Origin of the sequence: Demequina lignilytica (assembly GCF_030418305.1) — a bacterium.
GTDB lineage: Bacteria > Actinomycetota > Actinomycetes > Actinomycetales > Demequinaceae > Demequina > Demequina lignilytica.
Map to the genome: position 1 here is coordinate 64,736 of NZ_JAUHPX010000009.1, position 26,842 is coordinate 91,577.

20 protein-coding genes are annotated in these 26,842 nt (G+C 70.8%); 19 read left to right on the forward strand and 1 reads right to left on the reverse strand.

The features are described from left to right. The 19 genes from dop to gtfA all read left to right on the forward strand — a co-directional run bounded on the left by dop (position 1) and on the right by gtfA (position 26,396). Positions 1-1,527 carry a depupylase/deamidase Dop gene (dop, locus tag QQX10_RS12785; protein WP_301121547.1) on the forward strand — a complete coding sequence of 509 codons (1,527 nt, stop codon included), beginning with the start codon at positions 1-3 and terminating at the stop codon, positions 1,525-1,527. A gap of 88 nt (positions 1,528-1,615) precedes the next feature. Further along, positions 1,616-1,798, forward strand: a complete 183-nt coding sequence (locus QQX10_RS12790; RefSeq protein WP_301121544.1) for a ubiquitin-like protein Pup — start codon at positions 1,616-1,618, stop codon at positions 1,796-1,798. Positions 1,799-1,814: 16 nt separating this feature from the next. Further along, positions 1,815-3,224, forward strand: a complete 1,410-nt coding sequence (gene pafA / locus QQX10_RS12795; RefSeq protein WP_301121542.1) for a Pup--protein ligase — start codon at positions 1,815-1,817, stop codon at positions 3,222-3,224. A 40-nt stretch (positions 3,225-3,264) separates the two neighbouring features. Next, positions 3,265-4,185 (forward strand): FKBP-type peptidyl-prolyl cis-trans isomerase, encoded by a 921-nt coding sequence (locus QQX10_RS12800; protein WP_301121540.1) that lies wholly within the window; start codon positions 3,265-3,267, stop codon positions 4,183-4,185. Between the two features lies 1 nt (position 4,186). Further along, positions 4,187-4,957: an imidazole glycerol phosphate synthase subunit HisF gene (gene hisF, locus QQX10_RS12805; RefSeq protein WP_301121538.1), complete on the forward strand. Its 771-nt coding sequence runs from the start codon at positions 4,187-4,189 to the stop codon at positions 4,955-4,957. After that, positions 4,954-6,825, forward strand: a complete 1,872-nt coding sequence (locus QQX10_RS12810; protein ID WP_301121536.1) for an ABC transporter ATP-binding protein — start codon at positions 4,954-4,956, stop codon at positions 6,823-6,825. Before hisF ends, QQX10_RS12810 begins: the two co-directional genes overlap by 4 nt. After that, positions 6,822-8,600 carry an ABC transporter ATP-binding protein gene (locus QQX10_RS12815; protein WP_301121534.1) on the forward strand — a complete coding sequence of 593 codons (1,779 nt, stop codon included), beginning with the start codon at positions 6,822-6,824 and terminating at the stop codon, positions 8,598-8,600. The genes QQX10_RS12810 and QQX10_RS12815 overlap by 4 nt, the downstream gene beginning before the upstream one ends. Before the next feature lie 162 nt (positions 8,601-8,762). Continuing rightward, positions 8,763-9,134, forward strand: a complete 372-nt coding sequence (hisI, locus tag QQX10_RS12820) for a phosphoribosyl-AMP cyclohydrolase (protein ID WP_301121532.1) — start codon at positions 8,763-8,765, stop codon at positions 9,132-9,134. Next, a complete protein-coding gene (locus QQX10_RS12825) occupies positions 9,131-10,666 on the forward strand; it encodes an anthranilate synthase component I (RefSeq protein ID WP_301121530.1) in 1,536 nt (511 codons plus the stop codon). Before hisI ends, QQX10_RS12825 begins: the two co-directional genes overlap by 4 nt. A 42-nt stretch (positions 10,667-10,708) precedes the next feature. Then, the gene (locus QQX10_RS12830; RefSeq protein ID WP_301121528.1) at positions 10,709-10,945 is read left to right on the forward strand and encodes an HGxxPAAW family protein; all 237 of its coding nucleotides are present in this window, start codon (positions 10,709-10,711) and stop codon (positions 10,943-10,945) included. 73 nt (positions 10,946-11,018) lie between these two features. Beyond that, complete coding sequence (trpC, locus tag QQX10_RS12835; protein WP_301121526.1) at positions 11,019-11,828, forward strand: indole-3-glycerol phosphate synthase TrpC; 810 nt, start codon at positions 11,019-11,021, stop codon at positions 11,826-11,828. Continuing rightward, positions 11,825-13,033, forward strand: a complete 1,209-nt coding sequence (gene trpB, locus QQX10_RS12840; RefSeq protein ID WP_301121524.1) for a tryptophan synthase subunit beta — start codon at positions 11,825-11,827, stop codon at positions 13,031-13,033. Before trpC ends, trpB begins: the two co-directional genes overlap by 4 nt. Further along, positions 13,030-13,818, forward strand: a complete 789-nt coding sequence (gene trpA, locus QQX10_RS12845) for a tryptophan synthase subunit alpha (RefSeq protein WP_301121522.1) — start codon at positions 13,030-13,032, stop codon at positions 13,816-13,818. The genes trpB and trpA overlap by 4 nt, the downstream gene beginning before the upstream one ends. Then, a complete protein-coding gene (lgt, locus tag QQX10_RS12850; protein ID WP_301121520.1) occupies positions 13,815-14,738 on the forward strand; it encodes a prolipoprotein diacylglyceryl transferase in 924 nt (307 codons plus the stop codon). The genes trpA and lgt overlap by 4 nt, the downstream gene beginning before the upstream one ends. A 122-nt stretch (positions 14,739-14,860) precedes the next feature. Beyond that, on the forward strand, positions 14,861-19,396 hold the full coding sequence (gene gltB, locus QQX10_RS12855) for a glutamate synthase large subunit (RefSeq protein WP_301121518.1): 4,536 nt from the start codon (positions 14,861-14,863) through the stop codon (positions 19,394-19,396). After that, positions 19,389-20,855 carry a glutamate synthase subunit beta gene (locus tag QQX10_RS12860; RefSeq protein ID WP_301121516.1) on the forward strand — a complete coding sequence of 489 codons (1,467 nt, stop codon included), beginning with the start codon at positions 19,389-19,391 and terminating at the stop codon, positions 20,853-20,855. The genes gltB and QQX10_RS12860 overlap by 8 nt, the downstream gene beginning before the upstream one ends. Before the next feature lie 16 nt (positions 20,856-20,871). Further along, on the forward strand, positions 20,872-22,290 hold the full coding sequence (pyk, locus tag QQX10_RS12865; protein WP_301121514.1) for a pyruvate kinase: 1,419 nt from the start codon (positions 20,872-20,874) through the stop codon (positions 22,288-22,290). Positions 22,291-22,410: 120 nt separating this feature from the next. Continuing rightward, positions 22,411-24,795 carry a hypothetical protein gene (locus tag QQX10_RS12870; RefSeq protein WP_301121512.1) on the forward strand — a complete coding sequence of 795 codons (2,385 nt, stop codon included), beginning with the start codon at positions 22,411-22,413 and terminating at the stop codon, positions 24,793-24,795. Positions 24,796-24,893: 98 nt separating this feature from the next. Next, on the forward strand, positions 24,894-26,396 hold the full coding sequence (gene gtfA / locus QQX10_RS12875) for a sucrose phosphorylase (RefSeq protein ID WP_301121510.1): 1,503 nt from the start codon (positions 24,894-24,896) through the stop codon (positions 26,394-26,396). Here gtfA and QQX10_RS12880 read toward each other — a convergent pair. Further along, positions 26,377-26,829 (reverse strand): methylglyoxal synthase, encoded by a 453-nt coding sequence (locus QQX10_RS12880; protein ID WP_301121508.1) that lies wholly within the window; start codon positions 26,827-26,829, stop codon positions 26,377-26,379. The genes gtfA and QQX10_RS12880 overlap by 20 nt on opposite strands. Positions 26,830-26,842 lie beyond the last annotated feature (13 nt).

Genomic DNA, 26,842 nt, shown 5'->3' on the forward strand with positions numbered 1-26,842 from the left:
ATGCGGGTGGTCGGGATCGAGACCGAGTACGGCATCGTCGACCCCGACGAGCCGCGCGCCAATCCCATCCTGCTGTCCTCGCGGCTGGTCGCGGCCTGCCGCGAGCGGGCGGGCGAGGCGACCACACGGTGGGACTACGGCGGCGAGGACCCGCTGCAGGACCTCCGCGGCTTCCGTCGGTCGCGCGCCGGCGCGAGCGCGGACCTGCTCACGGATTCGCCCGAGTTCGACCCGGACGCGGGCACGGTGACGCTGAGGCGTCGCCGAGGCTCCTGGGAGGACCCGGCGCACCTCAACGCGGTGCTGAGCAACGGCGCCCGCTTCTACGTCGACCACGCGCATCCCGAGTACTCGGGCCCCGAGGTCACGAACGCGCGCGACGCGGTGATCTGGGACCGGGCGGGCGACGCGATCGCCCTCGCGGCCGCCGCCCGCTACGTCGAGGACAACCGCGAGCGGCTCGAGCTGTACAAGAACAACGTCGACGGCAAGGGCGCGAGCTACGGCACCCACGAGAACTTCCTGGTCGGTCGCGCGACGGACTTCGAGCTGCTCGCGAGGCGCCTGACGCCGCACCTGGTCACGCGCCAGGTGTTCACCGGTGCCGGACGGGTCGGCCTCGGGCAGTTCGGCGAGGACGCGGGATTCCAGATCAGTCAGCGTGCTGACTACATCGAGGCCGAGGTCGGCCTGGAGACCACCCTGCGACGACCGATCGTCAACACCCGCGACGAGCCGCACGCCACCCGGTCCCTGTACCGCCGCCTGCACGTGATCCTGGGCGACGCGAACCTGTTCGACGTCGCCACGTATCTCAAGGTGGGCACCACCGCGCTGGTGCTCGCCGCGATCGAGGCGGAGGACGAGCGCCTGGACGTGCTCGAGCTCGCGACCCCGGTCGAGGCGGTCCAGCAGGTGTCCCGCGACCTCTCGCTGCGCGCGCGGCTCGAGCTCGCCGACGGGGACGACGCGTCCGCGCTCGAGATCCAGCGTGCCCTGCTCGAGATCTGCCGCTCCTATGCGACCGACGCCGAGGAGGCGGCCGTGATCGCGCGGTGGGAGCAGGTGCTCGAGAGGCTGGCCACCGACGTCTGGTCGGCCGCGCGCGAGGTCGAATGGGTCGCGAAGCTCCAGCTGCTCGGGCGCATGCGCGCCAAGCACGCGACGCCGGAGGCCCCCGAGGGGCTGCGGTGGGACGACGCGCGGCTCGCGGCGCTCGACCTGCAGTGGAGCCGCCTGGGCGACGGCCTGGCGACGCGGCTCGCGGCCGCCGGCGCGGTCGAGCGGATCGGCACCGAGGCCGAGGTCGCGGCCGCCGTCGCGACGGCCCCGCAGGACACGCGGGCGCGGCTCAGGGGCGGCGTGGTCGCGGGTCGCCCCGACCTGGTGGACGCGGCGGGATGGTCGACCGTGGTGCTCGACCGCGAGACCGACCACGGCCACCTCGAGGTGATCCACCTGGACGAGCCGCTGCGCACCACGCACCCGCTGCTCGAGCCCCTGCTGGCGGGTGAGCCGGGCGCCTGACGGCGCCGCGCATCGTCCCGCCACAAGGGTGCCGGACGCCACCCCGGTGGACGGCGACGCGGTCCGCGCGCGCGGATAGACTCGACGCATGGCCCAGATCAACGCGCAAGGACAGCCCTACGAGGACGACGAGGCGCCGGAGCCCCTGCCCGCGCCCGCGGCGGCCGCCACCACGGACGCCATCGACGACCTGCTCGACGAGATCGACGGCTCGTTGCAGGTGAACGCCGAGCAGTTCGTGCGCTCGTTCGTCCAGAAGGGCGGCGAGTAGGCCCGGCGCCTCGCTCATGATCCTCAACGAGATCCCGCCGCCGCTCGACGTCGATCCCGCCCGTCGCATCTTCGGCCTCGAGACCGAGTTCGGCCTGCACCTCGACACGGGCGCGGGCCGTCCCGTCACGCCCGAGGAGGTCGCCGGGCACCTGTTCCACTCGGTGGTGCAGTGGGGGCGCAGCTCGAACGTGTTCCTGCCCAACGCGTCCCGGCTCTACATCGACGTGGGTGCGCATCCCGAGTACGCGACGGCGGAGTGCGACACGCTGACCGACCTGATCGCGCTCGACAAGGCCGGCGAGCGGATCGTCCACGACCTGATCGCGGGCGGCGAGGAGCGGCTGCGAGCCGCGGGGGTCGACGGCACCATCCATCTCTACAAGAACAACACGGACTCGGCCGGCAACAGCTACGGCTGCCACGAGAACTACCTGGTCCGCCGGCGCGCCGACTTCAAGGCGTTCGCGTCCGCGCTGCTGCCGTTCCTGGTCACCCGCCAGATCGTCACCGGCGCCGGCACCATCACCCGCACGCCCTCCGGCGCTCACTACAGCTTCTCGCCGCGCGCCGACCACATGTGGGAGGGCATGAGCTCGGCGACCACGCGGTCGCGACCGATGATCAACACCCGCGACGAGCCGCACGCGAACGCCGAGCTGTACCGGCGCATGCACGTGATCGTCGGCGACTCGACCATGGCGGAGCCGACCGCGCTCCTCAAGGTGGGGTCGACCGACCTGATCCTGCGCCTCATGGAGGCGCGCGTCCCGCTGCCCGAGCTGACCCTCGCCCGAGAGATGCAGGCGATCCGCGACGTGGCGCACGACCTGACGGGCCGCGCGACCGTCGAGCTCGCGGACGGGCGGCGGCTGACGGCGGTCCAGGTGCAGCAGACCTACCTCGACGCGGTGCGCGCGCATGTGGGCGGGCTCATCGAGCGCACGGACGAGGTCGACCAGATCCTCGACCTGTGGCAACGCGGCATCGATGCGGTGCGGACCCAGGACTTCTCGCTGGTGGCCACCGAGCTGGACTGGGCCATCAAGCACCGCCTCGTCATGCGGTACCGGGACCGGCTCGGATGCGCGCTCGACGACGCGCGCCTCGCGCGCCTGGAGCTCGCGTTCCACGACGTCTCTCCCCAGCGCGGCCTCTTCTACCGGCTCCAGAACCAGGGGCTGGTGCGCCGCATCGTCTCCGAGGAGGCGATCGAGGCGGCGAAGACGCGCGCGCCGCAGACCACCAGGGCCCGGCTGCGGGGCGAGTTCGTCGAGAAGGCGCTCGCGTCGGGCCGCGACTTCACCGTCGACTGGGTGCATCTGAAGATCGCCGGGAGCTCCGGCACGACCGTCCTCCTCAAGGACCCGTTCAGGAGCGAGGACGCGCGTGTCGACGCGCTGATCGACCTTCTCGAAACGGTTTGAGGGGCCGTAGACTTCTGCGGTCCCGAAAGGAATCCCACCCATGCCTCGTCTCGCCGCGATCGCGCTCGCGCTCGTGCTGTCGCTCGGCCTCGCCGCCTGCTCGGCAGGGTCGAGCCCCGACGCCTCCGTGACGGCCGCCGGCAGCATCGACGACATCGTGATCGGTGGCTCGGACACGCTCGCGCCCTCGCTCGAGTTCGTCCCGGGGCAGAAGTACTCCAAGGAGCAGGCCAGGGTGGTCTGGAACGGCGACGGCGACTTCCTCGAGGACGGCCAGCCGCTGCTGCTCGACATCTATGGCGCCTCGCTGGACGACGGCACCCCGCTCATCAACACCTACGACGGGCTGCCGCGGTCCTTCCTGCTCGCGCCCGAGGTGGTGGGCGACACCCTCTACGACACGCTGCTCGACGTCCGGGTCGGGGCGCGCGTGCTCGTGGTCGCCCCTCCGAGCTTCGACTCGGACACCGAGCCGCCCATCGCGATGGTGGTCGACGTGCTCCCGGTGCGGGCCACCGGCGTCGACGTCGAACCCGTCGCGGGGCTGCCGGCGGTGACGCTCGACCCCCTGACGGGCGAGCCGTCGATCGACCTCGGCGAGGAGGAGGACCCACCGACCGACCTGGTGGTGTCCACGCTGATCCTGGGCTCGGGCCCGCAGATCCAGGAGGGCTCGTACGTCACGGTGAACTACACCGGCTGGTACTGGTCGGACGGCTCGGACGACGAGGGCGAGTGGAGCCGCGGCGACGTCCTCGACTCGTCCTGGCCCGTCGAGATGGCGCCCTTCGAGCTCCAGATCGGCAAGGGGCAGGTGATCCGCGGCTGGGACGAGGGCCTGCTCGACCAGACCGCCGGCTCCCAGGTGCTGCTGGTGGTGCCCGCGACCTACGGCTACATCGCCAAGGGCACGCTCGTCTTCGTCGTGGACATCCTCGACGTGTGGAACCCGGAGGTGTGACATGGGTGTCGCTGTCCGTCTGATCCCCTGCCTCGACGTCGACGCCGGCCGCGTCGTCAAGGGCGTGAACTTCGAGAACCTGCGCGACGCGGGCGACCCCGTCGAGCTGGCCGCGGCCTACGGCGCCGCGGGTGCCGACGAGGTCACCTTCCTCGACGTCACCGCATCGTCCGGCAACCGCGAGACCACCTACGACGTCGTGCGCCGGACCGCCGAGCAGGTGTTCGTGCCGCTGACCGTCGGCGGTGGCGTGCGTGCGCCCGAGGACGTCGACCGGCTCCTGCGTGCGGGCGCTGACAAGGTGGGCGTCAACACGGCCGCCATCGCGCGGCCCGAGCTCATCTCGGAGATCGCGGCGCGATTCGGCAACCAGGTGCTCGTGCTGTCCGTGGACGCGCGGCGGGTGCGCGACGGCGTCAGCACGCCGTCCGGATTCGAGGTGACCACGCACGGGGGTCGTCGGGGCACGGGGATCGACGCGGTCGAGTGGGCGCGCCGTGGCGCCGAGCTCGGGGCGGGCGAGATCCTCCTCAACTCGATGGACGCGGACGGCACCACCGACGGCTTCGACCTCGACATGCTCGGCCAGGTGCGCGAGGTGGTGGGCGTGCCGCTCATCGCCTCGGGGGGCGCAGGGACCGTCCAGCACTTCATCGACGCGGCCAAGGCGGGTGCCGACGCCGTGCTCGCAGCCTCCGTGTTCCACTTCCGCACCCTGTCAATCCAGGAGGTCAAGGACGCGATGCGCGCGTCCGGGATCGAGGTCAGATGACGACCCGGGGCGACTCCGGCTACGCGCTCAGCGGCCGCTTCACGCGCAAGGCTGGCACGCTGCTCGGCCACGCCATCCGCACCCAGCCCTGGCAGTTCGCGATCGCTGTCGCCGCCGCCGCCGCGTTCGGGCTGCTCACGGTCGCGTTCGGCACCCTGCTCGGAGACATCACCGATCAGGTGGTGATCCCCGCCGTCGCGGGCGAGCCGATCGAGGGCGTGTGGGGGGAGCTCACGCAGGATCCCTCCGACGCCATCTGGATCGCCGGCAGCACCTTCCTGGCGATCGGCATCGTCAACGCGGTCCTGGTCGGTGTGCGCCGGATGGTCCAGGGCTACGGCGTCGCGGGCGTCATGGCGCATCACCGGCGGATCGTCGCCGACGCCATCGCGTCCCTGCCGCTGGGCTGGCACCGTGCCAACCCGTCGGGGCGCATCCTGTCCGCGATGTCCTCGGACGCGGAGACCGCGACCAGGCCGCTCCACCCCTTCGCCTTCACCGTCGGGTCCTTCGTCATGATGGTGGCGGCCGGCGTCACGATGTGGCGCATGGACCCCTGGCTGGCGGTGACCGGCATCGCGGTGGTGCCGCTGATCTTCGCGATCAACCTGGTGTACGAGCGCGTCATCACGCCGCGCTGGGACCTGGGCCAGAGCCTTCGCGCCGAGGTCGCGACCATCGCGCACGAATCCTTCGAGGGCGGCACGGTGGTCAAGGCGCTGGGCGCCGAGGAGCGCGAGACCGCGCGGTTCGCGCGCGAGACCCGCGGGCTGCGCGACGCCGACACCCGCGTGGGTCAGACCTCTGCCTGGTTCGAGCCCATGATGGACGTGGTGGTGCCGCTCGGCTCCGTCGCGCTGATGATCGTCGGCGCGGTGCGGGCCGAGGCGGGCGCGGTCACGGTCGGCAACGTGGTCTCAGCCATCTACCTGGTGACGCTCATGGCGGTCCCGATCCGGGGGCTCGGATGGGTGCTCGGCGCGATGCCGCCCGCACTGGTCGCGTTCCGTCGGGTGGGCGAGATCGCCCAGGCCGCCACGGAGGTCGACGAGCCCGGCCACCTCGACATCCCCCGCGAGGGAGCCGGCGCGCTGCGCTTCGACGGGGCCGACATCGGCGCCGACGACGGCGACGGCAACCTCGCGGTCATCCTGCGGGACGTCTCCCTCGAGCTGTCGCCCGGCTCCGTGACCGCCCTGGTCGGCGCGACGGGCGCGGGGAAGTCGACCGTCGCGCTCGCCGCTGCGCGCCTGGCGCGCCCGCTGACCGGTCAGGTCACGCTCGACGACACCGACCTCGAAGCGATCACCGACGTGGGCGACCATGTCGCGCTGGTGCCGCAGACCGCCTTCGTGTTCGCCGGCACCGTGCGCGACAACGTCACGCTCGGCGACGGCTCCTACGGGGACGATGCGGTGTGGGAGGCCCTGCGCCGCGCCAATGTGGTCGACGTGGTCGAGCGGCTCCGCGCGCCCGACGGGGGCACGAGCCTCGACGCCGAGCTCGCCGAGCGCGGGATGAACCTGTCGGGCGGCCAGCGCCAGCGCCTCGCGCTCGCGCGCGCCCTGGTGCGCGAGCCCCGCGTGCTGGTGCTCGACGACGCGACCAGCGCCGTCGATCCTCGCGTCGAGCGGGAGATCCTCACGGGGCTCGCGGGCGAGGACGGGCCCACCGTGCTCGTGATCGCCTACCGGCTCGCGTCGATCCTGCTGGCCGACCACATCGTCCACGTCGACCGCGGCCGGGTGGTCGACGCGGGCTCCCACGCGGAGCTGCTGGCGCGCGATCCCGGCTATCGCGAGCTCGTGCTCGCGTACGAGGAGGACTCGCGCCGTCAGGCGCAGGAGCAGGCGGGGTACATCGGATGAACGCCGATCAGATGGGCATGCGCCAGATGTTCCGGCGCGGCCTCCAGCTGAGCCCGGAGTTCCGCAAGGGCCTCGGGGTGACGCTCGCGCTGGCCGCGATGGCGGCGATGGGCCGGGCGGCGACGCCCTTCCTGACGCAGCGCGTGACCGACCAGGGCCTGCTGGCCCCCGACGGGGTCGCGGTCGACGTGGTCGTGCGGTACGCGCTGGGCGGCTCGGTGGTGCTGATCGCCTCCGCGATCCTCGCGTGGCAGGTGCGCCGGCGCATGGTCGCCGCGTCCGAGGCCGGCCTCGCGACGCTCAGGATCCGTGCCTTCGGCAAGGTCCACGAGCTCTCGGTGCTCACCCAGAACGAGGAGCAGCGCGGCCGCTACGTGTCGCGCGTCACCGGCGACGTCGAGACCATCCGCGACCTCATGCAGTGGACCGGCGCCGCGATGATCATCGCCGCGCTCGAGTCCTTCACGGTGTTCGTGGTCATGGTCCTGTACTCGTGGCAGCTGTCGCTCCTGGTGCTGCTCGCCTTCATCCCGATGGTGGTGTCGCTGCTGTGGATCCAGCCGCGCGTCCGCCGGGCCTTCCAGGGCGTGCGCTCGCGCGTCGCCGACCTGCTCGGCAAGACGTCCGAACAGCTCGTCGGCGTGTCGACCATCCGCGCCTACGGCGTCCAGCAGCGCATGCGCGACCAGCTGAACGAGGAGGTCGACGCGATCCTCGTGGCCGAGAAGCGGGCGTCGCTGCTCGCGTCGCTGAACTTCTCGTCGACCGTGGTGGGGCAGTCCCTCGCGACCGGCCTCGCGCTGATCGGCGGCACCCACCTGGCGCTCCGGGGCGACCTCTCCGTCGGCACGGTGGTCGCGTTCGCCTTCCTCGTCTACATGTTCTCCGGTCCGCTGATGTGGATCATCGAGATGCTCGCGGAGATGCAGCGCGCGATCGTCGGGTGGCGGCGCGTGATCGGGCTGGTCGACCAGGACGTGACGGTCGCGGATCCGGGCGAGGACGGCACGCGCATCCCGCACGGTCGCGGAGATCTCTCGATCGAGGGCGTGCGGCTCACGTACCCCGGCGGGCCGGAGGTGCTCAAGGGCATCGACCTGGACCTGCCGGCGGGGCGCCGGCTGGCGCTGGTGGGGCAGACGGGCTCGGGCAAGACCACGCTCGCGCGGCTGATGTCCCGCTTCTTCGACCCGACCGAGGGCGTGGTCCGCGTGGGCGGCGTCGATCTGCGCGACGTCCCGATGGAGTCGCTGCGACGCTCGGTGGCCGTGGTGCCCCAGGAGGGCTTCCTGTTCGACGGGTCGATCCTGTCGAACCTCGAGTACGCGCTGCCAGGCGTGACCGGCGAGGATCTCGAGCGCCGCGCGCTGGCGGCCTTCGAGTCGCTCGGGCTCGAAGGCTGGCTGAAGACGCTGCCGAACGGCCTGCGCACCCACGTGGGCCCGCGCGGCGAGCTGCTCTCCGCCGGGGAGCGTCAGCTTGTGTCGATCGCTCGCGCCTACCTGCGCGATCCCGACCTGCTGATCCTCGACGAGGCCACCTCGGCGGTCGACCCGGCGACGGAGGTGCGGATCTCGCGTGCTCTCGAGGGGCTGATGCAGGGGCGCACAGCGGTGGTCATCGCGCACCGGCTCTCGACCGCCGAGCGGGCGGACCTGGTCGCCGTGATGGAGCAGGGCGAGCTCGTCGAGGTGGGCCCGCACTCCGAGCTGGTGGGCGCGGGCGGGATCTACTCCCGCCTGCACGAGGCGTGGGTGGCCCAGACGCGCGACTGATCCCGGGCGTCGTCCGCCTGGACCTCGCCCGGTCCCTGGACACTCCGCACGGAACCGGTCCCGGATGGTCGGCGTGTCGGGCCGGATCGCGGCCCGGAACCCGGCGTGTCGCGCCGGGTTCCGTGCGTACCGTCCGGGTGGCGACGTGGAAGGATATGCGGCATGCCTCTCGACCCCTCGATCGCCTCCCGCCTCAAGCGCGACGCCGCCGGACTCGTCTGCGCGGTGGTCCAGCAGCATGACACGCGCGAGGTGCTGATGGTGGCGTGGATGAACGACGAGGCGCTCCACGAGACCCTCACGTCGGGCCGCGCGGTCTACTGGAGCCGCTCCCGTCAGGAGCTGTGGCGCAAGGGCGACACGTCGGGCCACCGCCAGCGGGTGGTGCGGGCGAGCCTCGACTGCGACGGCGACGCGATCCTGCTCGAGGTCGACCAGGTCGGCGCCGCCTGCCACACCGGGACGCGCACGTGCTTCGAGACCGGCGGAGACCTGGGCGCCGTCGTGGTGGACGATGCGGGGGTGGCGCCGTGAGCGCCGTCACCGTCGAGTGGGGTCAGACCTGGCCCGACCTCGAGGGATTCGTCGGCTACGGCGCGACCCACCGGGTGGTGCCGGTGGTGCGGCGCGTCCTCGCCGACTCGCTCACCCCGGTCGCGGTGTACCGCGCGCTGGCCGAGGAGCGCCCCGGCACGTTCATCCTCGAGAGCGCGGAGCCCGACGGCACCCGCGCGCGCTTCTCCTTCGTCGGCGTCCGCTCGCGGGCGATGCTGACGGTCGACGGCGACGATGCGCGGTGGTCGGGCGACGTGCCGGTGGGGCTCGCGGACGGCGCGCCGCTGTCCGTGATCCGCGCGGCGCTCGCCGAGCTCGCGTCCGAGCCGATCGAGGGCCTGCCGCCGCTGACCGGCGGCATGGTCGGCGTGCTCGGCTGGGACATCATCCGCCAGTGGGAGCCGACGCTGCCCATGAAGGCGCCGCGCGAGATCGACGTGCCGGACGTGCTGCTCCTGCTCGCGACCGACATCGCCGCCTTCGACCACCGCGACGGCTCGGTGTGGCTGATCGCCAACGCGGTCAACGCGGACGCGCAGGAGTCCGGCATCGAGCAGGCGTACGCCGACGCGGTCGCGCGGCTCGACCGGATGCAGCACCAGCTCGAGGCCGCGCCGGCCGGTCCGGTCTCCACGCTGTCCGACGCCGCCGAGCCGGAGGTCGCCCAGCGCAGCGCGCCGGGGGAGTACGAGGCGGCCGTGGAGTTCGCGAAGGAGGCGATCCGGGACGGCGAGGTGTTCCAGATGGTGCCCTCCCAGCGGTTCGACGTCGCGACCGAGGCGAGCCCGCTCGACATCTACCGGGTGCTGCGCACGCTCAACCCGAGCCCCTACATGTACTACTTCCAGCTGGAGGACGACCAGGGCCGCGAGTTCGCGGTGGTCGGCTCGAGCCCCGAGTCCCTGTGCACGGTCAAGGACGGCCGTGTCTCGACGTTCCCGATCGCCGGATCCCGCCCGCGCGGCACGACGGTCGAGGAGGACCGCCGCCTGCAGGAGGAGCTGCTGGCGGACCCCAAGGAGATCGCCGAGCACGTGATGCTGGTGGACCTCGCGCGCAACGACCTGGTGAAGGTGTGCGAGCCCACCTCGGTCGAGGTCGCGGAGTTCATGGCCGTCAACCGCTACTCGCACGTCATGCACATCTGCTCCACCGTGCTCGGCACGCTCGAGCCGCACCAGGGCGCGGTCGACGCGTTCACCGCCGTCTTCCCGGCGGGGACGCTCTCCGGCGCGCCCAAGCCGCGGGCGATCGCGCTCATCGACGAGATCGAGCCGACCCGGCGCGCCTTCTACGGCGGCGCCGTAGGCTACTTCGACTTCGCCGGCAACATGGACATGGCGATCGCGATCCGCACCGCGCTCGTCGAGGGCGGCGTGGCGCACGTCCAGGCCGGCGCCGGGATCGTGGCGGACTCGGTGCCCGAGACCGAGGCCGCCGAGACCCGGCACAAGGCCGCCGCGATGATCCGCGCGATCGCCACCGCGTCGCGCCTCGCGTCCGCGGGCTGACGCTATGCTGGCGCCATCCGTCGAGTCCCCTAGGAGATGGCCATGTCGAGCGTGCACCTCGAGCCGCAGGACCTTCCCGATGTCGCCCCGCACAACCACGGCCGCACCATGGCCGGCTGGGTCACGAACGTCGGTCTGGTGATCGCGGCGATCGTCGCGTCGATCGGCATCGCGTTCCCGGTGTGGCCCGTCGTGTGGGTCGGCGTCGGCATCGCGGTGGTGTCCGTGGCGGCCGGCGCGGCGCTCCGCGCGCTGGGCCACGGGCAGCCCCTCGCCTGAGCCTTTACGGCACCCGGACGCGTCCGGAAGGTCCGTTCCCCGGCGCTACGATGGGCGCATGGGAGAGGGTGGCATGAGCGTTCTTGACAGCATCGTCGCAGGGGTCCTGGAGGACCTCTCCGTCCGTCAGGAGCTGACGTCCATGGACGCGCTCAAGGAGCGCGCCGCGCGACTGCCCGGCGCGATCGACGCGCGCCAGATCCTGGCGCGCGACGAGGTCGCGATCATCGCCGAGGTCAAGCGCTCCAGCCCGTCGAAGGGCGAGCTCGCAGACATCGCCGACCCGGCGCTGCTCGCGACGGAGTACGAGGCCGGCGGCGCGTCGGTCATCTCGGTGCTGACCGAGCAGCGTCGCTTCGGCGGCTCGCTGTCCGACCTGGACGCGGTGCGCGCGAAGGTCGACATCCCGATCCTGCGCAAGGACTTCATCGTCACGCCCTACCAGGTCTGGGAGGCCCGCGCCCACGGCGCGGACGTGGTGCTGCTGATCGTGGCGGCGCTCGACCAGCTCGCGCTGGAGAGCCTCATCGAGCGCGTGCACTCGCTGGGCATGACCGCCCTGGTCGAGGTGCATGATGTCGAGGAGGTCAAGCGCGCGGCCGACGCCGGCGCGCGCGTGATCGGCGTCAACGCCCGCAACCTGCGCACGCTCGAGGTGGACCGCACCACGTTCGGCCGCGTCGCCCCGCACATCCCCGACGGCGTGCTGCGCGTCGCCGAGTCCGGCATCCGCGACAGCCACGACGTGGTCGAATACGCCCGCATGGGAGCCGATGCGGTGCTCGTCGGCGAGGCGCTGGTGAAGGACCGCGACCCCCGGACCACCGTGGCGGAGATGGTCGCCGCCGGCGCCCACCCGGCCCTCCGGTCGGTCCGCCCGTGACGGCCTCGCTCCAGGAGGCCCCGGGGCCGTTCTTCGGCGCGTTCGGCGGAAGGTTCGTCCCCGAGGCGCTGATGGCCGCGCTCGACGAGCTCACGGACGCCTACGACAAGGCGCGCATCGACCCCGAGTTCACCGGCGAGCTCGAGCGGCTCGCCCGCGACTACACGGGACGCCCCAGCATCGTCACCGAGGTGCCCCGCTTCGCGGCGCACGCGGGCGGCGCCCGGGTGTTCCTCAAGCGCGAGGACCTCAACCACACCGGCTCGCACAAGATCAACAACGTGCTCGGCCAGGCGCTGCTCACCAAGCGCCTCGGGAAGACCCGCGTGATCGCGGAGACCGGCGCGGGCCAGCACGGCGTCGCGACCGCGACCGCCGCCGCGCTCATGAATCTCGACTGCGTCATCTACATGGGCGAGGAGGACACCGAGCGTCAGGCGCTCAACGTCGCCCGCATGCGGCTGCTCGGAGCCGAGGTGATCCCCGTCGCGACCGGCACCCGCACCCTCCGCGACGCCATCAACGAGGCCTTCCGGGACTGGGTCACCAACGTCGAGACCACCAACTACGTGTTCGGCACCGCGGCCGGGCCCCACCCGTTCCCCGCGATGGTGCGCGACTTCCAGCGTGTGATCTCGGTCGAGGCGCGCGCGCAGATGCTCGAGCTCGGCGGGCTGCCCGACGCCGTCCTCGCCTGCGTCGGTGGCGGCTCGAACGCGATCGGCTCCTTCGACGCCTTCCTGGACGACAGGGACGTGCGGCTCATCGGCTGCGAGGCGGCGGGGGACGGCGTCGAGACCGGCCGTCACGCGGCGACGCTCACCGGAGGTCGGCCCGGGATCCTGCACGGCTCGCGGTCCTTCATCCTGCAGGACGACGACGGCCAGACGCTGCCGTCCCACTCGATCTCTGCGGGCCTCGACTACCCGGGCGTGGGCCCGCAGCACACCTGGCTCGCGGACATCGGCCGCGCCGAGTACTGGCCCGTGACCGATGCCGACGCGATGGAGGCGTTCCGCCTCCTCACCCGCACCGAGGGCATCCTGCCCGCGATCGAGTCCGCCCACGCGCTCGCCGGGGCCATCCGGCTCGGCCGCGAGCTCGGGCCGGACGCCACGCTGCTCGTCACGCTCTCGGGGCGGGGCGACAAGGACGTCGAGCAGGCCGCGCGCTGGTTCGACATGCTTCCGGAGGGGGATGGATGAGCGCGCTCACCGATCGGCTCGACGCATGCCGGGCCGAGGGACGAGCCGCGCTCGTCGGCTACCTCCCCGTGGGCTACCCCGACCTTGAGACGTCGCTCGCGGCGATGCGGGTGCTGGTCGAGGCGGGATGCGACGTGGTCGAGGTCGGCCCGCCCTACTCCGACCCGGTGCTCGACGGTCCGATGATCCAGCACGCCGCGGCCAAGGCGCTCGAGGGCGGCGTGCGCGTCGACGATGCGTTCACCGCGGTGCGCGCGGTCGCCGACGCGGGCGCGGTGCCGGTGGTGATGAGCTACGCGAACCTCATGCTGCAGCGGGGCTGGGAGCGGTTCGCCGCCGACCTGTCGGAGGCCGGGGGAGCAGGCGTCATCACTCCTGACCTGACCCCGGACGCCGCGCCCGAGTGGGTCGACGCGGCCCGCGCGGCGGATGTCGACACCATCTTCCTGGTCGCTCCGTCGACCACCAGGGAGCGCATGCACCTGACCTGCGGAGCGTCGCGAGGCTTCGTGTACGCGACCCCGCTGATGGGCGTCACCGGCGAGCGGGCCTCGGTCGGCGACGCCGCTCCCCGGGTGGTCGCGGAGGCGCGTGCGGCGGGCGCGGAGCGGGTCTGCATCGGCGTCGGCGTGTCGACCGGCGCGCAGGCCGCGGAGGTGGGGCGGTACGCCGACGGGGTGATCGTCGGGACGGCCTTCGTCCGCGCTCTCGGCGACGACGGCGACCTCGAGCGGCTCCGCGCGAAGGTGTCCGAGCTGGCCGACGGCGTGAGGACGGGCCGATGACGACCTCCATCCCGAGCCCCCCGATCGAGTGGAGCTCCTTCTCGATCGGGCCCCTCACCATCCACGCCTACGCGCTGTGGATCCTGCTGGGCATCCTCGTGGCGCTGTGGCTCACCACGCGTCGGTGGGTCGCGCGCGGCGGAGACCCCGAGAAGGTCGGCGACGTCGCGTTCTGGGCGATCCCGTTCGGGATCCTGGGCGGCCGGATCTACCACGTGATCAGCTCGCCGGCGGCCTACTTCGGCGAGGGTGGCAACCCGTGGAACGCCTTCAAGATCTGGGAGGGCGGTCTCGGCATCTGGGGTGCCGTCGCGCTCGGCGCCGTGGGCGCGTGGATCGGCGCACGCCGCGCCCGCGTCAGCTTCGTCACGTTCCTCGACGCCGCCGCGCCGGGCGTGCTGCTCGCCCAGGCGATCGGCCGCATGGGCAACTACTTCAACCAGGAGCTCTTCGGCGGTCCTACGGACCTGCCGTGGGCCCTCGAGATCGACCCCGTGTTCCGGCCCGAGGGCTACGAGCAGTTCGCCACGTTCCATCCGACGTTCCTGTACGAGCTGCTGTGGAACGTGGCCGGCGCCCTACTCATCATCTACCTCGACCGCCGCCTCGACCTCCGTGGCGGACGTGTGTTCTGGCTCTACGTGATCGTGTACGTGTCCGGCAGGCTCTGGATCGAGGGCGTGCGGATCGACGACGCGGTGATGATCGGCGGCCTGCGCATCAACGAGTGGGTGTCGATCGTGGTGCTGTCCGTGGCCGTCGCGATGTTCACTATCCTGGGGGCCAGGCAGCGCAGAGCCACCGTGCGACCCGACCGGTCGCAGCTGGCCGCAGCGTCCCCCACCCCCGGGTCGCAGCCGCCCGGCACCGAGCCGCAGTCCGACGTCGACACCCCCGACGACGGTGTCCCGCGCCCCTGAGCCGGGGATTCCGAGCCGCCGCGCCTTCGCGGTAGGCTGAACATCCGTGTGAATCCCCGGGTCGACGGCGCCCCGAAATCCCAACCATGTCCCCTTCGCAGGGGACGGCTAAGGACGGTGTGATGGTCGCGCATCTTGGCGCTCCCCAGCCCGGCGGCGGGCTCTACAACCCCGCCTACGAGCACGACGCGTGCGGCGTCGCCTTCGTGGCGACCCTGCGTGGCACGGCGGGACGGGACATCGTCGATGCGGGCCTGACCGCCCTGAAGAACCTGGAGCACCGCGGCGCGGTGGGCGCGGAGACGGAGACCGGCGACGGCGCGGGCATCCTCACCCAGGTGCCCGACGCCTTCCTGCGCGAGGTGACGGACGTCGAGCTGCCCGCGGCGGGCGAGTACGCCGTCGGCATCGCGTTCCTCACGCCGGGAGCGGAGGACGCGGAGGTCGCGGCGTTCGAGGACGCCGCGCGCATCGAGGGCGTCACCGTGCTCGGCTGGCGCGACGTGCCCGTCGACCCCGAGCCGCTGGGGCCGTCCGCGCGTGCCGCGATGCCCACCTTCCGGCAGGTGTTCCTGGCCGCCGAGGGCGCGTCCGGCATCGTCCTGGACCGCCGCGCCTACCGCGTCCGCAAGCGCGCCGAGGGCCAGGGCGGACCCTTCTTCGCCTCCCTGTCGTCGCGCACCCTGACGTACAAGGGCATGCTCACGACCTACCAGCTCGAGCAGGTGTTCCCGGACGTGACGCACCCGCTGTTCGAGTCCGAGCTCGCGCTGGTGCACTCCCGCTTCTCCACCAACACGTTCCCGTCGTGGCCGCTCGCGCAGCCGCTGCGCGGCATCGCCCACAACGGTGAGATCAACACCGTCCGGGGCAACCGGAACTGGATGGCGGCCCGTGAGGGCATGCTCCAGTCCGAGCTGCTCGGCGACCTCGCGCCGCTCATGCCCGTGTGCACGCCGTCGGCGTCGGACACCGCGTCCTTCGACGAGGTGCTGGAGCTGCTCCACCTGGGCGGACGCCCGATCCACCACGCGCTGCTGATGATGATCCCGGAGGCGTGGCAGAACAACGCCGAGATGGACCCTGCCCGCCGCGCCTTCTACGAGTACCACTCCGCGCTCATGGAGCCGTGGGACGGCCCCGCCGCGCTCCACTTCACCGACGGCACGGTGATCGGCGCGACGCTCGACCGCAACGGCCTGCGCCCGGGCCGCTTCTGGGTGACGGACGACGGCCTGGTCGTCTGCGGCTCCGAGGCCGGCCTGCTCGACATCGACCCCGCGAAGGTGGTGCGCAAGGGCCGCCTGCAGCCGGGCCGCATGCTGCTGGTGGACACCGGCGCCGGGCGGATCGTCGAGGACGAGGAGATCAAGTCGGCGCTCGCCTCCGAGCACCCGTACGAGCAGTGGGTCTCCGACAACGCGATCCGCCTGTCCGAGGTGCCGGACCGCGAGCACATCGTGCACTCGGCCCGGTCGGTCCAGCGCCGCCAGCGCGCATTCGGCTACACCGAGGAGGAGCTCAAGATCCTGCTCGCGCCCATGGCGCGGGAGGGCCTCGAGCCGATCGGCGCGATGGGCTCCGACACTCCGATCGCCGTCCTGTCGCAGCGCCCGCGCCTGCTGTTCGACTACTTCGTGCAGATGTTCGCGCAGGTGACCAACCCGCCGCTCGACTCGATCCGCGAGGAGGTCGTCACCGCCACCGGCGGCGCGCTGGGCCCCGAGCCGAACCTGCTCGAGGCGACCCCCGAGCACGCGCGGAAGATCATCATCGACTTCCCGGTGATCGACAACGACGAGCTGGCGAAGATCCTCCACATCGATCGCGACCCCAAGCGCCGCGGCGTCTTCTCGTCCCGCAAGGTCCGCGGCCTCTACCGCGTGAACGGCGGTGCAGAGGCGCTCGAGGCCCGCCTGCAGGAGATCTTCCGCGAGGTGGACGAGGCGATCGAGGACGGCGTGTCCTTCCTGGTCCTGTCCGACCGCGACGGCAACCCCGACCTGGCTCCCATCCCGTCGCTGCTGCTCACGTCGGCCGTGCACCACTACCTGGTGCGCACCCACCGCCGCACGCAGCTGTCGATGGTCATCGAGGCCGGCGACGTGCGCGAGGTGCACCACGTCGCGCTCCTGATCGGCTACGGCGCGGGATGCGTGAACCCCTACCTCGCGATGGAGACGGTCGAGGACCTCGCCAAGCGCGGGTACCTCGGCGAGGTCACGGCTCAGAAGGCGACCGCGAACCTCATCAAGGCGCTCGGCAAGGGCGTGCTCAAGATCATGTCCAAGATGGGCATCTCCACGATGGCGTCCTACCGCGGCGCGCAGGTCTTCGAGGCGATGGGCCTGTCGAAGGAGCTCGTCGACCTGCACTTCGCGGGCACGCCGAGCCAGATCGACGGCGTCGGCCTCGACGTGATCGCGGCCGAGGTCGAGGCGCGTCACGCCGACGCCTACCCGGCGTCCGGCGAGCTGCCGCCCCACAGCCGGCTCCGTACCGGCGGCGAGTACCAGTGGCGCCGCGACGGGGAGGAGCACCTCTTCGACCCTGAGACGGTCTTCAAGCTCCAGCACTCCACGCGCACCCGCCGCTACGACCTGTTCCGGGAGTACACGGATCGCGTGGACGGCCAGGCCGAGCGGCTGATGACCCTGCGGGGGCTGCTCGAGTTCTCCTCCGACCGTCCGAGCGTGCCGCTCGAGGAGGTCGAGCCGGTCAGCGAGATCGTCAAGCGGTTCAACACGGGCGCGATGTCCTACGGCTCCATCTCGCAGGAGGCGCACGAGACGCTCGCGGTGGCGATGAACCGCATCGGCGGCAAGTCGAACACCGGCGAGGGCGGCGAGTCCGTCGACCGTCTCTACGACCCTGAGCGCCGCAGCGCGATCAAGCAGATCGCCTCGGGCCGCTTCGGCGTGACCAGCGAGTACCTGGTGAACGCCGACGACATCCAGATCAAGCTCGCCCAGGGTGCGAAGCCGGGCGAGGGCGGCCAGCTGCCGGGGAACAAGGTGTACCCCTGGGTCGCCGAGACCCGGCACTCGACCCCGGGCGTCGGCCTCATCTCGCCGCCCCCGCACCACGACATCTACTCCATCGAGGACCTCAAGCAGCTGATCCACGACGCGAAGAACGCCAACCCGCGGGCGCGCATCCACACCAAGCTGGTGTCGGAGGTCGGCGTCGGCACCATCGCCGCGGGCGTGGCGAAGTGCAAGTCGGACGTGGTGCTCATCTCGGGCCACGACGGCGGCACCGGCGCGAGCCCGCTGAACTCGCTCAAGCACGCGGGCACCTCGTGGGAGATCGGCCTGGCCGAGACCCAGCAGACCCTGGTGCTCAACGACCTGCGCGACCGGATCGTCGTGCAGGTCGACGGCCAGCTCAAGACGGGACGCGACGTGGTCGTGGCCGCGCTGCTGGGCGCGGAGGAGTTCGGCTTCGCTACCGCGCCGCTGGTGGTGTCGGGCTGCATCATGATGCGGGTCTGTCACCTCGACACCTGCCCGGTGGGCGTCGCGACCCAGAACCCCGAGCTGCGGTCGCGCTTCTCCGGCAGGCCCGAGTTCGTCGAGACGTTCTTCGAGTTCATCGCCGAGCAGGTGCGGGAGCACCTCGCCGCGCTGGGCTTCCGCTCGATCGCCGAGGCGGTCGGCCACGTGGAGGCCTTGGAGACCCGTCGGGCGATCGACCACTGGAAGGCCGCCGGTCTCGACCTGGCGCCGGTGCTCGCGCGCCCCGCGGCGGGGGCCGCCCTGATCAACTCGACCCACCAGGAGCACGGCCTCGAGAACGCGCTCGACAACGAGCTGATCGCAGCGGCCGAGCCTGCGCTCGAGCGAGGCGAGCCCGTGCGCATCGTCCGCGACGTCCAGAACATCAACCGCACGGTCGGCACCATGCTCGGCTTCGAGGTGACCCGCCGCTACCGGGGAGCGGGGCTTCCCGACGGCACCATCGACGTCACCCTCACCGGGAGCGCCGGCCAGTCCTTCGGCGCCTTCGTGCCGCGCGGCATCACGCTGCGCCTCGAGGGCGACGCGAACGACTACGTCGGCAAGGGGCTCTCGGGCGGTCGTGTGATCGTGCGCCCCGCGCGCGAGTCCATGCTCGACGAGTCGCGCGACGTGATCGGCGGCAACGTGGTCGGCTACGGCGCCACGGGCGGCGAGATCATGCTGCGCGGCCAGGTCGGCGAGCGGTTCCTGGTCCGCAACTCCGGCGCCACCGCGGTGGTGTGCGGGGTGGGCGACCACGCCCTCGAGTACATGACCGGCGGCACCGCCGTGATCCTCGGCCGCACCGGCCGCAACCTCGGCGCCGGCATGTCGGGCGGCACGGCCTACGTCCTCGACCTGCGGCCGGGCCGGGTCAACGCCCAGGCGCTGTCCGCGGGCGAGCTCACGCTGAGCCCGCTGGATCCCGAGGACGATGTGATCGTCCGCACGCTCGTCGAGCGTTTCGGCGAGGAGACCCAGTCGCAGCTCGCGCGCGAGCTGCTGGCGGACTGGGAGGCGGCGAGCGCCCGGTTCACCCGGGTGCTGCCCGCACAGTACGCGCGCGTCCGTGACGCGCTGGCCGAGCTCGAGGCGAAGGGCGGGGACCTCCGCGCCCCCGGCGCCTGGGCCGAGTTCCTGGAGGTGACCGGTGGCTGACCCCCGTGGATTCCTGAAGGTTCGTGAGCGGGAGACCCCGCCGTACCGCCCCGTGGCGGTCCGCCTGCGCGACTGGAACGAGGTGAAGGACGAGCTCGGTCGCGATCAGGTGGTGCTGCAGCGCCAGGCCGGTCGCTGCATGGACTGCGGCATCCCGTTCTGCCATCAGGGCTGCCCGCTGGGCAACCTGATCCCCGAGTGGAACGACCTGGTGTGGCGCGGCCAGTACGCCGACGCGATCGAACGCCTCCACGCCACCAACAACTTCCCGGAGTTCACCGGGCGCATCTGCCCGGCCCCGTGCGAGACGTCCTGCGTGCTCGGGATCAACCAGCCGGCGGTGACCATCAAGAACGTCGAGGTCGAGATCATCGACCGCGCGTTCGAGGACGGCAACGTCACGCCGCACATCGCCCAGCGCCACACGGGCAAGACCGTCGCGGTGGTCGGATCGGGACCCGCGGGTCTCGCCGCCGCCCAGCAACTGACCCGCGCCGGTCACACGGTGGCCGTCTACGAGAAGGACGACGTCCCCGGCGGCCTGCTCCGCTACGGCGTGCCGGACTTCAAGATGGAGAAGCACATCATCGACCGCCGCATCGCTCAGATGGAGCGCGAGGGCACGCGCTTCCGCAGCGGCATCGAGATCGGCAAGGACATCACGTGGGACGACCTGCGCGCGCGCTACGACGCCGTGCTGATCGCCACGGGCGCCCCGGTCCCGCGGGAGCTGCCGCTGCCCGGTCGCGACCTGGACGGCATCCACGTCGCGATGCCGTACCTCCACCAGGGCAACCTGGCAGCGGCGGGCGTCGAGGTCGAGGACCAGATCCACGCCGAAGGCAAGCACGTGATCGTGATCGGCGGAGGCGACACCGGCTCCGACTGCATCGGCACGGCGCTCCGTCAGGGCGCGGCGTCGGTCACCACGCTCGCGATCGGCAAGAAGCCGCCGACGGAGCGCACCGACTCGATGCCCTGGCCCACCGACCCGCGCCTGTTCGAGGTCTCGTCGAGCCACGAGGAGGGCGGCGAGCGCGACTACCTCGCCTCGACCGTCGAGTTCGTCGGCGACGAGCACGGTCACGTCCGCGCGCTCAAGGTCGCCGTCACCCAGTACAACCCCGACGGCTCGCGCACGCCCACCCCGGGCACCGAGCGCGAGATCCCCGCGGACCTGGTGCTCATCGCGATGGGCTTCACTGGGCCGGAGGTCACGACCCTCCAGGAGCAGTCCCAGGTAGCGTTGACGTCGCGCGCTCAGATCGAGCGTGCTGAGAACTTTGCGACCACCCAGGAGGGCGTGTTCGTGGCCGGCGATGCCGGGCGCGGGGCGTCGCTCGTGGTCTGGGCGATCGCCGAAGGTCGTGCGGCTGCCGCCGCGATCGACCAGTACCTGTCAGGGAGCACCGAGCTCCCGGCGCCGGTCACGGCGCACACCATGGCGCTGCGCGCCTGAACCGAGGTTGGAGAACATGCGAAACGCGAAGATTGTCTGCACGATCGGCCCGGCCACCGCGCCGATCGACCAGATGCGCAAGCTCGTCGGTGCGGGGATGGACGTCGCCCGCATCAACCGCAGCCACGGCAGCGCCGAGGAGCACGAGCAGGTCTACCGCAACATCCGCCAGGCCGCCGAGGAGCTCGGCCGCAACGTCGCCGTGCTGGTCGACCTGCAGGGCCCCAAGATCCGCCTCGAGAAGTTCGCCGACGGCCCCCACGAGCTCGCCGTCGACGACGTCTTCACCATCACGACGCGCGACGTCGCGGGCACCAAGGACCTCTGCGGCACCACGTTCAAGGGCCTGCCGGGCGACTGCAAGGTCGGCGACACGCTGCTGATCGACGACGGCAAGGTCCGCCTCGTCGTGACCGAGGTCACCGACACCGACGTGGTCACCAAGGTGGTCGTCCCGGGCCCCGTGTCCAACAACAAGGGCATCAACCTGCCCGGCGTCGCCGTCTCGGTCCCCGCGCTGTCGGAGAAGGACCAGGACGACCTGCGCTGGGGTCTCAAGCTCGGCGCCGACTTCATCGCCCTCTCGTTCGTGCGCTCCGCGAAGGACTACGAGGACGTCGCGCGCATCATGGCGGAGGAGGGTCGCACCATCCCCGTCATCGCCAAGGTCGAGAAGCCCCAGGCGGTCGAGAACCTCGCCGAGATCGTCGATGCCTTCGACGGCGTGATGGTCGCCCGCGGCGACCTGGGCGTCGAGCTCCCGCTCGAGGAGGTGCCGCTCGTCCAGAAGCGCGCGATCGAGCTGTGCCGCTCGCAGGCGAAGCCCGTGATCGTCGCCACGCAGGTGCTCGAGTCGATGACGCACTCGCCGGTGCCGACCCGTGCGGAGACCTCGGACTGCGCCAACGCGATCCTCGACGGCACCGACGCGGTCATGCTGTCGGGCGAGACCTCGGTGGGCGACTTCCCGATCGTCACGGTCGAGACCATGGCCCGCATCGTCAAGAACACGGAGGAGAAGGGCTACTCGCGCATCGCGCCGTACCTCTCGACCCCGCACACCCGCGGTGGCGCGATCACCCACGCGGCCTCGGAGATCGCCGAGAACCTCGACATCAAGTACATCGTCACGTTCACCCAGTCGGGTGACTCGGCGCAGCGCATGTCGCGCCTGCGTCCGAACACCCCGATGCTCGCGTTCACCCCGAACGCGGACACCCAGAAGCGCCTCGCGCTGTCCTGGGGCGTCCACGCCGAGCTGGTGGACCCGGTGTACAACACCGACGACATGGTCTCGCTGGTCGACTCGTACCTCAAGGACAGCGGTCGTGCGGTCGACGGCGACTACGTGATCGTGGTCTCCGGCACCCCGGTGGGCGTGCCCGGCACGACCAACTCGATCTTCGTCCACAAGGTGGGTCAGGTCCGCCACTAGGACACGCATCGTCCCGCAGGGGCCCGTCGGCGCGTGCCGACGGGCCCCTTCTTGTCATCTCTATGCAGTGTTGTCACTCCCGCGCGGTAGTGTTCACCGAGACCGTAGCGAGGGGGCGAAGTGGTCCAGGAAAGCAAGATTACGTCGGATGATCTACTTGAGATCTATGGAGATAGCGAGTGGCGGACCAGGTACCTCAGTTTGGTCGATCTCGTTTCGCTGCTGCGAAACTGCATCGTCGGTTCGAACTACAGGATCTCGGACGACCTGAACAACGCGATCGTTCTGACGGACTATGGACGCAAGGTCCGGTCCAGTCTCATCACCAAGCATGATGTTCCTGCGAAGGAAGCAACGCTGATCTGCTTGCTGGAAGTCGCGCACGAAGAACCACTCATCGATATTGACGCGCTGAACCTCGATGCCCTCGCAGAAGCGATCGCTGCCCAGATCCTCCGCGGAAGTATCCGCTACCCGCTGATCTTCGGAGGTGAGCTGTACGGACGAGCCGCTGAGCTGTTTCCCGATCTTCGACGTCAATTGAACGTCGAGGAGACGTCGGAGCTTCTCGATGACCTGGAGTGCGGTGTCTTTCAGGCGGGTTCCTACGTCGTTGGGCCGCTCGGAATTCTGCGAAGCAAGTCGTCGCGGTGGTTTCCGCCCACGCTCGACGTCCCGCTTCAGCACTGCTACGACATGACATGCCATCGGGTGCACCCGACACATCTCGCCACCGACCACGAGGCTCCGGTGAATGTGCACCTGCCCAAGGTCGGAAAGGTACTGGACACCAAGGCCGTTTCGCGGGGAGCTTGGACCGAGTTCTCGCATGTGGTTTCGGAGGAGGGCGACCGCCGCTTCGATGACCTGAACATGACTGGCCTCGCACCTGCCCTTGGGGACTGCCTAACGCGGGAGGAACTGGAGCGGTTGGCGACATACCTGGGGCTTGAAGTCGGAAGCGGGAGCACCCGGGCGTTGCTCTTGCAGCGCCTGTGGGCGGAGGATGATCGGGCTCTGCTGCACGCGCTTGACGCGTTGATAGCCAGCCGAGAAATTGAGATCGGTGAGCACGTGATACGGAGGCCGCGCCTCGCGGTCGTTGAGATCGGCAACTTCGGTCTCCGCACCGAACTGGGCCACTTCGGCGTACGGGTGCGCCCCGCTGATCCCGGAATCCCGCACCTTCGTCTTGCGCGTCTCGTGGCACACCTCTACGACCTAGAAAGGCAGGAGGACGCGACGGAACTCGAGTGGCAACTTCGCGGGGTTGAGGGTGCGGACACGCGTACGCGGCTTGATGAATACCTGCGGACCCAGAGCCCAAGCGAAGTTGTGAGGGTGTTGGTCCTAAGCCGTCGCGCGTACCTGCTAGCAGCTTTTAGGGAGCTCCTAGTCGATGATGCATTGTTGGAACTGAGCGACGACCTTGTGTCGGTTTCGGACGACGAGCTCATCGGTCGGCTCCTTTGGAAGCTGGGTTTTGAGCCGCCGCTCCGTGAAGGTAGTTCTGTAGGGTTCTGGCGGGTCGTTGACAGTTCTCGTCGAGTGCTTCGCGATGCATCGGCGTCGGCAGTCTTCGATCTCGCGCGGGTGCGGGCGGAACTCACTGAGCTCTTCATCCACCTTGAGCGAGTCCTCGAAGAGGGCTTGGAGTACTCATGGTGGGCGCTTAGCTTTGATCATGTCGCGGCTCGCAGGCCGTTTACGTTCTCGCGGTCCGAAGCCGCACGCGCTTGGGCGGTGCTCGACCAGTACCAATCGTCGTCCTCGCGGACCGAGATGCTGCGCATTCGTGATCGGCGCACGCTCTATCCGCTCGGTCAGGCGTTTGGGCTCTTGGCAGATCAACTAGCGGACGCGCGTGCCTGCGCGAACGACTTCGAACGTGAGGACATTCAGACGCCCCGGTGGACCACCGAGACTGAACTGCTGACCTTCAACTTCAATCACACTATTCCGTTTCTCGACCTGCTCCCGAGCGCCCAGGATTCGATCCTGGCAAGCTTGCGGCGAGTCAGCGACATCATGAAGGAAGCAGATGTGAGCACGGCGCGCAACGGTTTGTCGCACTTCCAGCGAACACAAGCTCAGGTCGATGACCTTGAGCGTGCCGTAGAGGGAGCCGCGGCTGTAGTACGCCTCCTTGACAAGATGGGCGCGACGTTTGATGAGTATCGACGCACTCGGCGTGTCAGTGACGAGTGGGGGCGTTCCGTGATCACGTTGCGCTCCTGCGGGGGCGATGAAGTCGCGTTCACCCTCCCGAGCTCTGTCGCCGGGGTTCGTTTGCCGTCATCGACAGTGCCCCAGTACATATTTCGGGCAGCCGTCTTCGCTCTTCCGAACGAGATGTTGAGATTCCGTCCCGATGACGCGAGCGCATACGAGGAGATGTGGGCTCATGTCCCGCAACCGCGTCGTCCCAGTAGGCATTTGTTCGATAGGAGCTTCAAGAGTGCCGACACTGTCGCACAAGGTGCGCACCTCGTGAATCCGAGCTAGACGCCCGTCGGCGCGTGCCGACGGGCCCCTCGCCGTCTCCCCGCCCTAGAGTGGAAGGGGAGCGGCGCGACGGGGCGCGGCGACCCGAGGAGGCGATCGTGGTCCGCAACGGGGTGCAGCTCATCACCTACGCCGACCGGCTCGCCGGGGACCTGCCCGGCCTGGCGCGCCTGCTCACGTCCGAGCCGTGGGCGCGCGCCTTCTCGGGCGTGCACATCCTGCCGTTCTTCACGCCGTTCGACGGCGCCGACGCCGGATTCGACCCGGTCGACCACACGGCCGTGGACCCGCGGCTCGGCGTCTGGGAGGACGTCGCAGGGATCGGTGCGGACGGGGACCTGATCGTCGACATCATCGTCAACCACGTCTCCGCCGACTCCGCGGCCTTCCGCGACTGGCGCGCGCGGGGCCGCGACTCGGACGCGAACGGGATGTTCCTCACGCTGTCGTCGGTGTTCCCGGAGGGCGCGAGCGAGTCGCAGCTCGCCCGCATCTACCGCCCGCGCCCGGGGCTGCCCTTTACCCCGATCACGGTGGCGGGGGAGCGGCGGCTCGTGTGGACCACCTTCACGCCGCAACAGATCGACATCGACGTCGCCCATCCGCGCTCCCGCGCCTACCTCGACAGCATCCTCGACGCGGTCGCGCGGGCCGGGGTGGCGATGGTGCGGCTCGACGCGGTCGGCTACGCGATCAAGACCCCGGGCACCACGTGCTTCATGACGGACGCGACCTTCGAGTTCATCGCGGACTTCACGGAGCGCGCCCGCGCGCGCGGCGTCGAGGTGCTGGTCGAGGTCCACTCGTACTTCCGGCGGCAGATCGAGATCGGTCGCTCCGTGGATCGCGTGTACGACTTCGGGCTGCCGCCGCTGGTGCTGCACGCGCTCCACACGGGTGACGGCGGTCCCCTCGTCGAGTGGTTCCGCGTGCGCCCCGCCAACGCCGTCACGGTGCTCGACACCCACGACGGCATCGGCGTGATCGACGTCGGCGCCGACGAGCCCGCCGAGGGTTCGCCCGGCCTGCTCCCGCCCGCGGCGCTCGACGCGCTGGTCGAGACCATCCACGAGGCCTCGGGCGGGAGCTCGCGCCTCGCGACGGGTGCCGCCGCCTCGAACCTCGACCTGTACCAGGTGAACTGCACGTACTACGACGCGCTCGGCGCCGACGATCGGGCCTACCTGGCGGCCCGCGCGATCCAGTTCTTCACCCCCGGGATCCCGCAGGTCTACTACGTCGGCGCGCTCGCCGGCCGCAACGACGTCGAGCTCCTCGGCGCGACCGGCGTCGGTCGCGACATCAACCGCGCGTACTACGGCGCCCACGACGTCGAGCGCGAGCTCGCGCGCCCGGTGGTGCGTGCGCTGATGGCGCTGTGCGCCTGGCGGACGGCCATGCCGGTGTTCGACGGCGCCTTCCGCTTCTCGCTCGACGATGCGGTGCTCACCATGGCGTGGCAGGCGGGGTCGGACTCGGCGACGCTGGCGGTGGATCTCCGGTCGCGCGCGGTGCGCCTCGGCTGGGAGGTCGACGGCGTGGCGGGGGAGACCACCGACCTGCTGGCGGATCCGCCCCGGCTCAGTCCTGCTGGCCCTTGAAGTCCTCCCAGTCGCGCGGACCGATCACCGGCCGTACCGGCTGGTAGCCGTCGGAGAAGAGCGGCGACGAGATGATGAAGTCGGCGGTCGCGACGTTGGATGCCATCGGGATGTTCCACAGCGCGCCCAGGCGCAGCAGCGCCTTGACGTCCGGGTCGTGGGGCTGTGCCTCGAGCGGATCCCAGAAGAAGATGAGCATGTCGATGCGGCCCTCGGCGATGCGGCCGCCGATCTGCTGGTCGCCGCCCACCGGACCCGAGAGGAAGCGGTGCACCTTGAGCCCGGTCTCGAACTCCAGCATCGTCCCGGTGGTGCCCGTGGCGTACAGGGTGTGAGGTGCGAGGGAGCCCTTGTTGTACGAGGCCCACTCGACCAGCTCGGCCTTCTTGTTGTCGTGCGCGACCAGCGCGATGTGACGCGGTGCGGGGGCCATGGCTGTCCTCTCG